7 protein-coding genes are annotated in these 15360 nt (G+C 48.1%); 2 read left to right on the forward strand and 5 right to left on the reverse strand.

The window, feature by feature from the left end; all coding sequences use genetic code 11:
- Positions 1-32: 32 nt before the first annotated feature.
- The 4 genes from BM030_RS05010 to BM030_RS05025 all read right to left on the reverse strand — a co-directional run bounded on the left by BM030_RS05010 (position 33) and on the right by BM030_RS05025 (position 8632).
- The gene (locus BM030_RS05010) at positions 33-1940 is read right to left on the reverse strand and encodes a heparinase II/III domain-containing protein (RefSeq protein WP_090971815.1); all 1908 of its coding nucleotides are present in this window, start codon (positions 1938-1940) and stop codon (positions 33-35) included.
- 93 nt (positions 1941-2033) lie between these two features.
- Complete coding sequence (locus tag BM030_RS05015; protein ID WP_244518691.1) at positions 2034-3761, reverse strand: RagB/SusD family nutrient uptake outer membrane protein; 1728 nt, start codon at positions 3759-3761, stop codon at positions 2034-2036.
- A gap of 29 nt (positions 3762-3790) precedes the next feature.
- Positions 3791-6913: a SusC/RagA family TonB-linked outer membrane protein gene (locus tag BM030_RS05020; protein ID WP_090971819.1), complete on the reverse strand. Its 3123-nt coding sequence runs from the start codon at positions 6911-6913 to the stop codon at positions 3791-3793.
- A gap of 114 nt (positions 6914-7027) precedes the next feature.
- Positions 7028-8632 carry a hypothetical protein gene (locus BM030_RS05025; protein ID WP_090971821.1) on the reverse strand — a complete coding sequence of 535 codons (1605 nt, stop codon included), beginning with the start codon at positions 8630-8632 and terminating at the stop codon, positions 7028-7030.
- Between the two features lie 547 nt (positions 8633-9179).
- Between BM030_RS05025 and BM030_RS05030 the strand changes: the two genes are divergently transcribed.
- Both BM030_RS05030 and BM030_RS05035 read left to right on the forward strand, forming a co-directional pair.
- Positions 9180-10358: a glycoside hydrolase family 88 protein gene (locus BM030_RS05030; RefSeq protein ID WP_090972213.1), complete on the forward strand. Its 1179-nt coding sequence runs from the start codon at positions 9180-9182 to the stop codon at positions 10356-10358.
- 120 nt (positions 10359-10478) lie between these two features.
- Positions 10479-14552 carry a hybrid sensor histidine kinase/response regulator transcription factor gene (locus BM030_RS05035; RefSeq protein WP_090971822.1) on the forward strand — a complete coding sequence of 1358 codons (4074 nt, stop codon included), beginning with the start codon at positions 10479-10481 and terminating at the stop codon, positions 14550-14552.
- Positions 14553-14584: 32 nt separating this feature from the next.
- Here BM030_RS05035 and BM030_RS05040 read toward each other — a convergent pair whose 3' ends face one another.
- Positions 14585-15355, reverse strand: coding sequence for an SDR family oxidoreductase (locus tag BM030_RS05040; protein ID WP_090971824.1), 771 nt, complete (start codon positions 15353-15355; stop codon positions 14585-14587).
- Positions 15356-15360: the final 5 nt, after the last annotated feature.

Consider the following 15360-nt stretch of genomic DNA (forward strand, 5'->3'; position numbering starts at 1 on the left):
CCGGCTGTCTGTCGCAGGCTGGACGGCCTCCGTCACTTAACGGAGCGGCCCGGCGAGCCCTCGATAAAACGCACCCTGAACCGACCGGCTGTATTTGCCGGAATTTCAGCATCAAAGCCAACCATTACCGTCCCTTTATTCTCTTGGTTATAGTCCCCGTAATTATAATCGCCGAACTCACATTTGTATTGCGAAGGATTCTCCGATGGCCGTATCACCAGTTTAAAGGGAACATTAGCATCAAATAGTAGCAGCATGATTTTTCCCTGCTGAGAAAGCCTAATGGTTTGCTTATCCACAATTTCGGCCGATGAAGGTGTTACCATATTCCACCGCAGATTCACCGGCTCGGCGTTCGACTCAACCAAATCTTCTACTTCAAGATATTCATCGGCTACTATTCGCGCTTTCCGGGTAGCCGTCTTTAGTTCATCGCGAAAGTTTAAAACCGGCGTCAGATCTACTTTAGCACCCAGCTCTCTGTCGCCTTCATAAGTTTCGATGATCTCCGCTTTGCCCATCACGTTGTGGCGCTGATTATTGATGGTCAGTGTGTTATGGTTAAGATTGTTATACCTAAAAATATCCCAACGCTGTGAATGTTGCTCCATATTCCAGAGATCCACTCCCTTAGACTCCAACGTAATATAACTCTGTAAGCCGAAATCCATTGCCCACCTCACATTCCCTACATCATACACGAACGTACCCTGATCCATATGGCCATGCGCGTCATAAGCTCTCCCCCCTTTAATTCCGAGGTATTTTCCTTCCCCTGTCTTCCAGCTTGTGCGGGCGATAGATACGGGCGTGATTCCCCGACCCGTGAACACGTTCTTTGACGGTGCCCTGACATCGGATAACGTCAAGTTCTTTCCGAAAATGAGGGCATTGGGCAACAATCTTTCTTCATCGGAGTTAGTTTTTCTGGTATATATTCCTTTATTGATTAAGGGTATTTCCTGATATATCAAAGTCGGGTCGTCCAACTTATCCGCAAACCAAAACATCGAGGCGGATGCAGAAACCGATCTGCCGCAATCGTAGTAGTTGAAATAGTATCCTGACGGACCTGACGCAAACAGCATGTAATATGCCGACTCCATAAATCCGGGAGCGTTGGAAAGACCGTTATCTGAACCCAATGCGCTTTCCAGCGCGTCCAAAAACATCACCTGAAAGCTTGTGCCGTAATTCCAATAGCTGGGCCCTTCCGGATAATTTCCATCCGGAGCATAAGTCTGCAATGGCAAAACAGTGGATTTCAACGCCCTTTCGATGATAGCTATCGATTGTTCGCGTTCGTCTTCGAAAATCGCCAGGGCACCATACACCAGCCCGCCATTGCATACGGGGTTCCAGTTGTTATGGCGCTCAAGAAACGATGCATATTCGGGCATATACGAAGGAACGAAAGCCTTTTCCACTATCGCTTTACGAACGTTTTCCCGCGTGCTTTCTTTCAGATCGTCATATAACCAGTCGTATGCAATGGCAACCGCCATGCACATCTCTCCCACATCAAGGAAGTGAGAAGGGTTCCAGGTCTCAAAAGAGCAGACCGCGTTAAGTTCCTTTTCCGCCCGGTCAAGATACCGGATATCCCCGGTCATGCGGTAACTGTATGACAAATAGTATAACCGCGTAAGCGCTTTCCTGGAAACGGCCAGCAAACGTTTACCCTGTTTTTCGAATACGAGCACGGGTTCAGCCAGTAACCCCTCACAGACCTCTTTGATGTAGGTGTCGATGCGTTTAAACTCCGGATTTCGCACAAGGGATGATTCAATCAGTTTTTCTTCCCCTTCGGCCAGCAAAAGCCTAGGGTGGTTTGCCAGTTTTAAATAGTCATATGACCGCGTCGCCGCTTGCTGTGTATGACACGATAAGAAAAAGCCCAACAAACCTATTGCCGAAAAAATCTTTAATATCACTTTCATTGTTACTTAGTTTTACTATGCCTGGGTGCCTTTCGCCTCATCAGAATACCGGTGCGAGCACCGCGGAAAACGATGCCCTGCCGCCGATATCGATCACCAATGCAACCGCTGGTCGAGCTTGGTATTTATTGTGACTTCCTGTAAAGGGTAAGGTAATAAGTAGTGCTTTGCCCGATCAAACGTAACTCCGGGCTCCAAATAGGTTTGGTGGAATGCATTGTTCTCCACATACATCGGCTGAAATTTAATCGCTTGGTTGGTTTCCACAAGCTTGTCTTCCAGCAGATTCCAACGCACCAAATCCTGCTTTCGCAGGCCCTCAAAGCATAGTTCCCTCAACCGTTCATCTACCAGTTCCTTAAAAAAATCATCGTGGTTTAGACTCCCAGCATAAGGCTCAAGCCCCGCCCGTTCCCTTACCGTATTCAGGCTGTTCACCGCTTCTGCTGTGGCGTTTTTAGTTCCGAACCTTCCTCCGATAATGGCTTCTGCATGCATCAGCAATACATCGGAATAACGTAAAATCGGAAAATTGATGCTTGTGTAATTCGGATCGGTTGCCGATCCCGTTACGTTGTTCAAAATCGTGTACGCGGCATCCACGATACTGCCCTGCGCCTTCAGTGCATTCAAGTCGGTCGGCTCCCACCGCCTGTATTTCCCGATTCCATACTCCTGATGCAAGGGATTATCGAAAATATAGCTCATGGTAAACCGCTGGTTGGCACTGGAGTAGTTGTTGCGGTATCCAGCAATGTTCCATTCCCTGCGGGTGTCTTCCAACAAATAAATATTGTAAACCGGTACGGCCACATTCACATTGGCAAAGCCCCGCGGGATGTCGGCTGTCCCCACGAACTCCACCCCGTTGATGTTGCCGATCCGTCCATGTACATTCAGCCCCAAGGCAATCAGGTTTCCAAATGAAATTTCGAATAACGATTCCCGGAGGTCATACCGGTTCTGCAAATAATTCATAAAGTGGTTCCGGTAGCTCTGCGGATCGGCCGAAAAAGGAACGATGCCATGCCACCCGTCCCGGATAATGATTTCGCACTGTTCCTGAGCTTTCTCGAAATATTGTTGGGGGTTCTCAAAATAACAATCCGCCTCGTTATCCGCCAGATAGGGCTGAAAGCCACCCATCCGCAGATACAACCGGGCCAGCAAGCCGTGCGCGGCCATCTTGTTGGGCTCTCCCGGCACATACTCCGAACTGCTGGCATGGTGTAGATGCGTGGCGGCAAACAGAAAGTCCTTTTCCACTTGCTGATATACTTCAAGAACTGGCGAAGGCGCAACGTTGTTGTCGGCTTGGGATGAACTGGGGGTCAGCCTCAACGGCACCGGCCCGAACCAGTTAGCCAGGGTAAAGTAGCAAAACGCCCTCATGAAGCGTGCTTTCGCCAAATAACCGTTGTATTTTTCCGGCGTAAAGGCTTCCTGATTTAAATGCTTTTCGAGCTGGTTCACCAGTTGGATGCAGCTATACAGGTGCAGCCATAGGTTTTTGACCTCATCACTTGATGACGTGTAACCGAGCCGGGCTGCAGCCCAGTTGGCGGCCGAGGAGTTGGTATACATCTCATCTGTACCGCTCTCCAGCATCACATTAAACTTGTAGCCATACATATCGTCATTAGCCATTTCACTATAAATGCCTGAAAGTGCCATCTCCACTTCCGCCTCAGACGAATAAAACGTTTCATCCTTCCACGATGAAAGGGGATCCAGGTCGAGGAACTTATTGCAGCCCGACAGGCCCAACGCCGTGAAACAACAAGTGGCGATAACATACATTCGGGATAGTCTCGTTTTCATGATCGATTAAATGAACGTGTTTACTTGATTTAAAAGGAAAGCTCCAATCCGGCTGATACCGTTAAACTCTGCGGGTATGCCGAGTAATCCAATCCGGGTGTCAATGCTCCGAACCTGCCCACCGATACATCGGGATCATAACCTTCGTATTTCGTCAGCGTCAACAGGTTCTGCGCAGAGAGCGACAGTCTGCACCGCTTCATCCGCAGACTCGAAAGCATCCGTTCGGGGAGGTTGTACCCCAGAACAACTGTTTTCAGCTTAATGTAAGACCCATCATCCACATGCCGCGAATCCAACTTGTAGCCGAAAGGTGTAAGCAGGTTGGTGCCATCGAATCGCATCCCGCCGATATCGGTTTCAGGATTGGTAGGGGTCCAGATATTTGCCAATGATTTCAACCCGTTTCTATTAGTATGGTAGATGCTCCCGTATTCTGATTTATTTCCGTTCAGGATATCGAAACCATAGGCCCACTGTAGAAGAAACTGGAAGTCAAATGACTTATAATTGAAGCTGTTGAATAAGCCTCCCGTATGTTTCGGGTGGGGGTTTCCGATGATGGTCCGGTCGTTCTGGTTAATAACCCCATCGCCGTTGATATCTTTAAACCGTACCATACCCGGTTTCGTGACGCTTTGATGCGTGGGTATCCCCTCTTTGAGCCGATACGCACCATCCTCGAACAAAAAATCATCCACTTGGTAAATCCCATCAAATACGAAACCGTATATCATGCCCACGGGCTGCCCCACCCGGGTGATGTACTGGTATTCCGTCTGCATGAACTGTACGTCCCATTCCGGATCGGTCAGAATCTGCTGTTGCCCGCTGTTCAGCTGAATGGTTTTGGTCCGGTTAAACGCTATATTAAAGTTGGTACGCCACACGAAGTCACTTTTCCGGATGTTCTGCGACTCAAAGGTAAATTCTATTCCCCGGTTGGAAACCTCCCCTACGTTTTGCTGCACACGGTCAAACCCGGTGCTGAGCGCCATATCTGCGCCAAGTAAGAGATCTTTTGTGTTTTTTTGGTAAACGTCAACGGTTAAATTGAATTTCCGCATCAGTTCAAGATCCAGACCAATATTGCTCTGGGCGGTTTTCTCCCAGCGCAGATCGGGTACTGCCATGTTACTTTGGAAAGCGCCCGGCGAATAAGTCTGGCCAGTCCCCAATATATAGCCACTATTGGCATTCACGCTGAATAGGTTATACGCAACGAAATCACCGATCCGATTATTACCTGTTACGCCCCAGCCGCCACGCAGCTTTAAGTCAGAAATCGCCTCAATCGGCTTGATAAACTGTTCCTCCGAAAGTCGCCATGCCAAAGAAAACGAGGGGAAATAACCCCACCTATTGGCTTTCCTGAACTTTGAAGAACCGTCCGTGCGGAAATTAATGGTAGCCAGATAACGGTTGTCATACGCATAATTCGCTCTTCCGAAGAAAGAAAGCAAAGCGCTTCTAGAATAATCGGTCCGAGAAATAGTGGGGGTCGTTGCGATGCCGAGGTTGTGGATACCGAACTCATCCGTCGGCAGGTTCGTATTTTGCAGGAAAGAATATTCGGAGGTATTGTACTGTGCCTCCACGCCCGCCAGCATACCATACGTATGCTTATTCTTCTGATCCTTAAACCGGAGGAGATTCGACGTGGACAGGATGTCCCACCGGTTGTCCGTAATCGACCCGTTTATTCCCCGGCTGGTCCGTGATGCTTCATACGTGTCCCTTTTATGGAATATCGTGGTCTCCCGAAGTGTGGTTCTATAATTGCCCATCGTGCTCCATTCAAACTTCTTCAGGAACTTGAAGTTGAATCCCAATGTCCCTGAAAGCACATCATCCACGCGCGTACGCTCCGTATTGTTCAGTATCTTGACCGGATCGAAAAGATAGGGATCCATATCTTCAACGCTACTTTCATCATCTGATGTCCAATTAACCGGATTTATCGGTCTGAACGAAATAGCATCGCGGATCACACTGTTTCTCGAATTGCCTGAAACAATGTGCCCATCGTGGTTATTCCGGCTGTACTCAACCTGTCCGTTTATTTCAAAATCAGGAGCTATTTTATGGGTGACCTTCAGCCTATTGTTGATTTTTCGGAAACCGGTATTAATCAACGTTCCGTCCTGGTTCAGGTAATTTCCGCTATACAGCAGGGTCGTCTTGACATTCCCGCCCCTCAGCGAAACGGTATGATTGGTCGACCGTGCGGTCCGGAAAATCTCCTCCTGCCAGTCGGTACCGGCCGCATTCCGGTACAGTTCAGGATCTACCCATCGGCGCAAAAAGAGCTGCACGTTTTCTCCGGGAACATAATTGTCATTGGCGTAGGCCAGTTTTTCCTGATATTTTACATATTCATAGGGACTGAGTACTTCCATCCTGTTGGGTATCGTTTCAAACCACGAAGACGAGCTTACATCAACATCGGTCCGGCCATCGCTCCGCCCCGAATGTGTGGTAATGACAACCACGCCGTTCGCTCCGCGCGAACCGTAGATGGCCGTCGCAGACGCGTCCTTCAAAATGTCAAAGCTCTTGATGTCCCGGGTGTTGATTGTCGAGGGGTCAAACCCTTCCAGGGGAACCCCATCTACGACATACAGCGGAGAATTGTCGCCCGTAATGGAGTTGCCTCCCCTGATCACGATATTAAGCGGAGCTCCCGGTGTCCCGTCCCGTGAGGTAACCTGCACTCCGGCTACACGGCCAGCCAACGCCTGGTCAAAATTCGCTGCGGGCGCCGCAGCCAGTTCCCTCGCATTAACGGTGCCCACAGCACCCGTGAGGTCTTCTTTCCTGACCACGTCGTACCCTACCACCACTTCTTCAAGCGTAATCTCGTCTGCGGTCAATATAATATCGATAATCTGCCGATCGGTTACCGGCTGTTCCTGACGCTGGAACCCTACGGCCGAAAACACCAGAATATCCGAAGGTCGGACACTATTGATCACATAGGCTCCCTCATCATTCGTCATTGTTCCCCTGGGTGCACCCTTCACGGCAACACTAACTCCCGAAATCGGTGTCCCGTCTGTTCCCCTCACGGTACCCTTGATGCTCCGCTGCGCGAACGTCGGCAATGCTGCTATACAAAGCAAAAACAATAATAGTAAGCTGATTGGTTTCATCTTTTTCTGTTAAGAGAGTGTCGTCCTCGGCACTCCGTTTAATATTGGTTATCCATGCTGTCGTCTCACTTCCGTTAACCGGGCTGTCAGACGGTTTCGGTGAGCCGGAGATGATTAGTCCGTCGGCTCCACCGCCTTGTAGTGAAAATCGGTCAGGAAATAGATCCCTCCTCTCCCCGGCGCACTGGCGTTGTTCTGCAGCGCCCCGTCAAAATAGGATGCTATCTTAAATGCAACCGTAACGTTGGGAGAAATTTGACTAACCGGGATATCATACGTGCACTTCACCCATATGTTATAAAATGTGCCTAACGACGGCCGCTTTCTGCCGTCCGGATCCGGCCCGCTCTGATTCCCCGGATAGGGCGTCCCGATAAACTCTGGACCCCAGGGAGCACCCGAAGACTGTCCTGTGCTTACGGTCCCCTGTGCACGCTGGCATCGCATAACGTCGTTGACCTGCGTCCAAGTGCCATTCAACCAGTTCCCTTCAGCATCCTGGATGTCCCCTCCTGTATAATCGGTCGAAATATAGACCTCCAGATCAGTGGGGGTGCGGCCATCCGCCATATAGGTTTGGAATGCCGGCATATAATAATAGTGGAATGACAGCTTATATCCATATTGAAAAGGCGTTAAATCCTGGGTCGTGGTCACCATCCATGAGGTTGTGGGCAGCGTTACCTGTGATGAATTGTGGGTTTCAGTCTCTAATACCGTTTGTGCCGTATTCTCCTTTGGTCTTTCTGGCGGAGCCGTGAAATACCTGCCGTTACTGTTATTCATCACTCCCCATATATCCGGCCCTACCCCGGGCTCAACAACCTGCACGGTGAAGCCTTCGCCGCCGGTCGGGCGCGACCCCGAGGTTCGCAAGGTCGGGTAAAAGAAATAGATAGTCTCTACCGGCATTTCCTCCGGTTTGTCCGTAACGATGGTCGTCAGCCTGTTCTCGAACAATGTAACTTCACCGCTGATGTTGCTAACCACTCGGATTACCGGCGTTAACGTATCATACCCCGAATATGCATAACCCGGCGCAAGAGAAACAGCACCAGTCTCTTGATCAATGACCAGCTTGTCGGAATGGGTGCCCAGCTCAAAGGAGACATCCGGATTGGCGTTTGGCATAAGCGGGGCCGTTGTCTTACTCCCCGGATTGCCGTACACCAGGTTCTGGTTCTTCGGTGTATAAACCAGGTTCGTCGGCAACCGCGGCCCGATATTCAGATGAAACGCATTTTCGAATACGGTTTCATTGCTCACACCTCCCGATTCGGTGCTGACTTTAATGTGGAAATAGTAATCGCCGGCCGTGAAATTGTGGCCACTGGCGATGGTGATGATGCCATTGCGAGCGGTATTGGTCGCACTCACAACAGTAAGCGGATCCCCGTTTTCGTCCACGTATCCCAAATCCGGGTCTATCGGAATATCCTGTATGCTGCTTCCGCCGATATTAACGTACGCCAGATAGGAAGCGTCCAACGGTGTGCCGTCACCCCTGTCAATGCCAATGAGCTCAAATTTCGGTACAAGTCCGCCCGTCTGAACTGTAGGCGGAGCCGTAACGACAGCGGCACCTTCCCTTGCGTTCGCAATACTGACGTACCTTAAGTCAGTAGGCTTGCCGGCAGTTAAATCGGGCTTCAGGGAATCCTTGCATGAAACGCCAGCCAGACAGCAAAACAGTAATAAAAGCGATGTTTTATTTTCCATGGCCTAGTCATTATAAAAAAAGCAAAAGTACGTGACTGAAGCTTTCTTGGTTTTATAATTGTATTTAACGGTTTTTAATAATTGCGCTGTGGCAAATATCTAAAGGCAGAGGCGTCCGGCAAGGGGGATAAGTGTCTTAATTACGGGGGCATTTTGGACAGCACGTAGATAAACGCGTCCACGTTTCTATCCCCCACCCAGAGAGCCTTCCCGTGCCAGCCTTGCAGCTTTTACTCACATACCTTATTCGCCTACTTTCAAAAAAAGCCATTTTATACCTCTTTTTAAGATAATGTGCCCCCGTTGTGAAAACCGCAAACGTAATACATTGCGACACGTTAAGGATACTTTTTTAACCTATTTTAAACGATTATATGAAACTTCTGGGCATAAGGTGTCTCTTGACCGGTTTTCCGGGGCTTGCACGCATTGAATGCCTGGGCTGGTAAGCGCCATATACGGCACTATAACCGCACTGTCTGGTGCCTCTGAGCAGCAAGAACAGCGAGATCACATCAATTCAGAAATAAATTATAGTATATCAAACATGAATCTTTTAAAAACCACATTCCTATTGCTCCTTTGTACCATTCTAAGCTGCACTACGCAAAACGAAACGGAAACGCGGCTTAAAAATATCGAACAGCAACTTGCCGGGTTACGCTCCCGGTCTTTACAAGAAAACAATATTCCGCGAAGCATTAACAAAGAGGGAGAAATCCGCTGGATAGAGAAACCCTATGATTGGACGGAAGGCTTTTGGCCGGGAACCTGCTGGATGATGTATGAGCGAACAAAAGATGAACAATGGAAGGAAGCGGCCATTGCAGCACAAAAAATGTTTGAACACCATAAGGATCTCACCACCGACCATGATCTTGGCTTCATATTCAATAATTCATTTGGAAAGGCCTATAGAATAACCGGTCAAGCACAATACAAACAAGTCTTGATAGATGCTGCGAATGCGTTGATTACACGGTTCAACGAAAATGTAGGGTGCATTCAAAGCTGGGATGTGGTAAATAACTGGCAAAGTGAGCGGGGATGGATGTTTCCTGTAATCATTGATAACCTGATGAACCTAGAACTACTGTTTGAAGTAGCCGAAATAACCGGCGACAGTACCTACAAAACCATTGCCATCACACACGCCAACACGACCATGAGAAACCACTTCAGACCCGATGGCAGCTCCTACCACGTGTTGGACTACAACCCTGAAACAGGGGAAATCAACAGCAAGGTTACCGCCCAGGGCTATGCCAACGAAAGCGCTTGGTCCCGTGGTCAAGCTTGGGCACTGTATGGATATACTATGTGCTATCGATACACCCAAGACATAAAATATCGCGACTTCGCAGAGAAAATCGCAAACTTTATCCTGAATCATCCCAACTATCCCGCAGATGGCGTGCCTTATTGGGATTTCAATGCACCCAATATTCCTAATGAACAACGCGATGCGTCTTCGGCAGCCATCATCGCATCGGCTTTGCTCGAACTCAGCAACTATACGGAAAACCGGTATTTGAAAAATGCCGAACACATCGTTAATTCATTGGCGAGCGATGCTTACACAGCGGAATTGGGAGAAAACGGACATTTTGTGCTGATGCACAGCGTAGGAAGCATTCCTCATGGCAACGAAATAGATGTACCGCTCAATTATGCCGACTATTATTACATTGAAGCATTGGCCCGCCAAAGCGAAAAACGTTTGTAATCGTGCTTTAAATCTGGCTGACATAACGCCTGAAAATATCCTCACCAAGGTACGGACGCTTTTTTATCCCCTCGTACAGGGGATAATTTTTGTTAATTTTGGTCGCTAACCGATTGACTGATGAAAGCGTGTTTTTCTGCTATTTTGCTGTTTTCTGGCCTGTATGCAAAGATTGCGCTCGCACAGCATTCGGAAGGTATACCCGATGACTTTAAATTCAAACACTTCACCTCCGCCAATGGACTCTCCCAGCGGTCGGTAATGGCCATTTTGCAAGATAAGAAGGGATATTTATGGTTTGGCACAAGAGACGGCCTAAATCGATTTGATGGCAACAAGTTCATCGTATACCGGCATTATTCAACCGATTCCACAAGTTTAAGCAACAATAACATCCACGTCATCTACGAAGACAGCTATGGAAACCTCTGGGTTGGCACCCACATCGGATTAAACAAATATAACCCTAAAACTGACAACTTCATTCGTTACGGAAACACTGACCTGCAGCCCCGCCCCGCGGATCACATCATACGTGGTATTGCACAGGTGAGTACAGACCTGCTGTGGGCCGCCACCGACAATGGCATCCTCCAGATTAACCTGAAAACAGATGAGACCAAACGGATCAAGAAACTGGACGATAATCCGCAGTCGTTGAGCGACAACAAAACACGCTATTTTCTGAAGACGGACAACGACAACGTCTGGATCTGCAACACGCGGTATATTGATGTTTATAACCTGAGGCAAAAGACTTTCCGGCGCATTGATTATCCCAAAAAGAATAGCAGCGAAATTCACCTGAACGACCTTCCAACGCTTTATGTCGACCAGAAAAAGACGATGTGGCTCGGCTACGAAAAAGGTTTGGCCGTTTTTGATTCCGAAACCGGGAGCTTTGTCGACTTTGAGTTTCAAAACAAAAAGCCGATTACCAGTGCCGTCCGGAGCATCTGCGAAGACCTCGACGGCAATTTGTGGATAGGTAGCTACTCCGGATTATATATTCTGAACGCCGAGCGCGCCGAGCTGAGGCATATCGTACACGATGAAGACAATTCAGCCAGCTTAAGCCAAAACTCTATTTATAAAATTATACGGGATTCCAGGGGCGACATGTGGCTCGGAACCTGGGCCGACGGCCTTAATTACTACAATAGGGATAACGGTGCGTTCAAACAGTTTTCGTTTGGCAATACCCACAACAAACTAAACTACCGGGTGGTAAGCGGCATCGCCGAGGACGCAAATGGAAATCTATGGATTGGCACCGAAGGCGGAGGGCTGAACTTCTATGACAAAAAGACAAAAAAATTTACCTATTACAAAAATGACCCCGCCGATAAATACAGCTTAAGTGCAAACAACGTAAAGTCGGTAATTATAGACCACAACCAGCACATCTGGATAGGAATCCATGATGGCGGGCTGAACTTCCTGGATCCCTCCCGAAAGCCTTTCAAATTCCAGCGAATAGATTTTTCCGATGAAAATAATCTCTCGCTTAAGGCTTACAAGGTCCTGACACTTTTGGAAGACCGACAGGGAAATATTTGGATAGGGACATTGACAGGAGGACTTATCTTTTACGATGTACATACCAAGCAATTGTCGAAAATTGATAAGGATATCAAAAGCATTATGAGCATTGAGCAGTCAGAAAATCCCGACGTATTGCTCCTTGGCGGCGACAATGGCCTCGAAACGATTAATATCCTAACCAAAGAACGGAATCAGCTTCCGCTTAAAACCGATCTGCACACCCCCCCACTTAATGTCAACTGTATCTTTGTCGATAACTTCAACAATTACTGGATAGGAACGGAAGGGCAAGGCGTGTTTATGTATGATCCCAAAAGAAAAAAAACCGTCGCCTATGGCGTTAAAGAAGGGTTGCCAAACGATATCATATATGGCATCTTATCGGATAACAACGGAAATATTTGGATGAGCACAAATAACGGGCTTAGCCGCTTGAACATCACGTCCAACGACATAAAAAACTACAACCAGGCAGATGGACTGCAAGGAAATGAGTTCAACTACGGCTCTTTTTATAAAACCAAAGACAACAGGCTGTTGTTCGGCGGAACCAACGGACTCACCTATTTTGATCCAAACGACATCCGGAAGAATAGTTTTACGCCGACCATCGACATCACCCGCATTGCGGTGAATAACGCACCCTATGCCAAAATCACGGATGCCGTATCCCGTATCGCTCTTAAACACAACGAAAATAATTTCAGCATAGACTTTACCGCATTAAGCTACATGCAACCCGAAAAAAACGAGTTCGCTTATATGCTGGAAGGCTATGACCGAAAATGGAACTATGTGGGTAATCAGCGGACAGCGATATACACAAACATTGAAGCCGGCAACTATGTATTCAGGGTACGGGGAGCAAACAATGATGGTGTATGGAATGAGACGGGCGACTCGATAGCCATCCGCGTATTACCCGCACCTTGGCGAACTTGGTGGGCATATTGTTTCTACTTGGTAACATTGGGCGGCGTATTTCTATATATCCGGAAGTTAATGCTACTGCGAATAAAAGAGCGTAAAGAAAAAGAAAAGTCAGATCAGATCAACCAACTGCGGCTAAGCCTGTTTACGGACGTTTCCCATGAATTTCGCACACCACTAACATTGATCGTCGGCCCCCTTGAAAAAATGGTGGGCCAACGCCTGGGCGACGGTTACATTCGCCAGCAGCATGAAATCATGCTGAAAAACGCCAAAATGCTGCTCCAGCTTATCAACCAGATCTTGGATTTCCGAAAAAGCGAAGTCGGAAAGCTTGCGCTCCGGGCGTCCAAAAACAACATTGTCCCTTTTGTCGCTGATATCAAAAAGTCCTTTGATGCATTAGCAGAAAAAAAGGGCATCAATTACCAGTTAATTACGGGCGACAGCGATATCCAGGTATGGTTTGACAAATCCAAATTAAAGAATATTCTGTTCAACCTGTTGGCTAATGCATTCAAGTTCAGCGACGACCACAGCGAAGTCACGATACACCTGTCAACGACTTCCAAGAAACGGGATTCGCATCCCGCAACTTATGTAGAAATCGGTGTCACCAATTTTGGCCCTGTTATCCCCGAAGGGCAGATCCGCCGTATTTTTGACCCGTTTCACCAGCTGGATCATGGCAAAATGAATCTGGGTTCAGGAATTGGATTGACTTTAACAAAAAGGCTGGTAGAACTCCATAAGGGCGAGATAACGGTGAAAAGCTCCATAACAGGAGGTACACGTTTTGATGTTTTGCTCCCGTTGGGTCGAGACCATCTTTCGAAAAATGAGTGTTTTGAGGATTCCGAAGACAGCTTCGACGGAGACAGCTTTATATTCGATGCACCAATCGAAAAGCCGGAAAATCCGCCAGCGGCAACAAGCCATGATGAGGCGCTACAAAATCTACTCATCGTAGAAGACAACGTAGACCTGCTCAATTTCATCAAGGAAATTTTCATCAACAAATACAACATCTTCATCGCCCAAAACGGAGAGCAGGCGATCGCCATCGCCCGGGAACAGGGCATTGATCTGATTATAAGCGACATTCAAATGCCCGTTATGAATGGCTTTGAACTATGCCACAACATCAAGACAACCTTGTTGACCAGCCACATTCCCGTTATTCTGCTTACCGCAAAAACATCTCCGGTACATCAGGAAAAAGGTTACCTCGTAGGAGCAGACGCCTATATTACCAAACCTTTCGATGCAAACATCTTGGCTATCAGGGCCACCAATTTATTAAACACACGGGCCAACCTGATTCGCAAGTTTAAACAAGACGTCATCCTGGAGCCCAAAAACCTGACCATAACATCCCCTGATGAACAATTTCTGAAAAATGCCATAGCTATCGTTGAACAGCACATAACAGACCCCGATTTCAATGCAAGCGTGTTTATCGATCAAATGAACATGAGCCGCACGGTAATCTATACCAAGCTAAAGGCCTTGACCGGGCAGAATATTTCAACCTTTATCAGAACCATCCGACTGAAGAAAGCGGGGCTGATGATTGTTCAAACGGATTTGAATATCTCCCAGATCGCCTATGAAGTAGGTTTCAATGACCTTAAGTATTTTAGAGACAGTTTTAAGGAATTATTCAAAATGACGCCCACTGAATATAAAAAAAGGAGTGTTAAGGAAAAACGTCCCTAACCTCCTCTATTACACTTGTGATAATTCAATGCTTACCGTCCCATCCATCCGCCGTCGACGGTCAGGATGGTTCCATGCACGTAGTTAGATGCATCAGACGCCAAAAACACCGCCGGCCCTTTGAAATCTTCCGGTTCGCCCCATCGTCCGGCGGGGATGCGCTCAAGAATCGATCGGCTTCGATCCGGATCATTGCGCAGCGCCTCGGTATTATCCGTGGAAATATAGCCCGGCGCAATGGCGTTAACATTTACCCCTTTAGACGCCCACTCATTGGCAAAGGCCTTGGTAAGCTGGCCCACGGCGCCTTTGGAAGCCGCGTAACCCGGCACATTGATACCCCCTTGGAAGGTAAGCAGCGATGCCGTGAAAACAATTTTCCCGTAGCCCCGGGCCACCATGTCTTTGCCGATTTCGCGCGTCAGTATAAACTGGGCATTTTGGTTGATTTCAATAACCTTGTCCCAATACTCGTCAGGATGTTCCACAGCCGGTTTACGCAATATCGTTCCCGCGTTGTTAAACAGGATATCTATCCGCGGATGGTCCGCCTTGACCTGTTCAATAAACGCGTATACCGCCCGGCGATCGCCGAAATCGGCTTGATAGGCATAAAATTTACGCCCTGTCGCCTCCACGGCCTTCGCCACCTCGCTACCCTCCAGTTCGAGGGAAGCCGACACACCGATAATATCTGCCCCTGCTGTTGCCAGCGCCTCCGCAATGGCCATGCCGATACCGCGTTTGCAACCGGTAACAAGGGCCACTTTTCCGCTCAAATCAAATAATTGTTCGTTTGCCATCTCTT

Origin of the sequence: Parapedobacter composti, assembly GCF_900112315.1 — a bacterium.
GTDB classification, from domain to species: Bacteria; Bacteroidota; Bacteroidia; order Sphingobacteriales; family Sphingobacteriaceae; genus Parapedobacter; species Parapedobacter composti.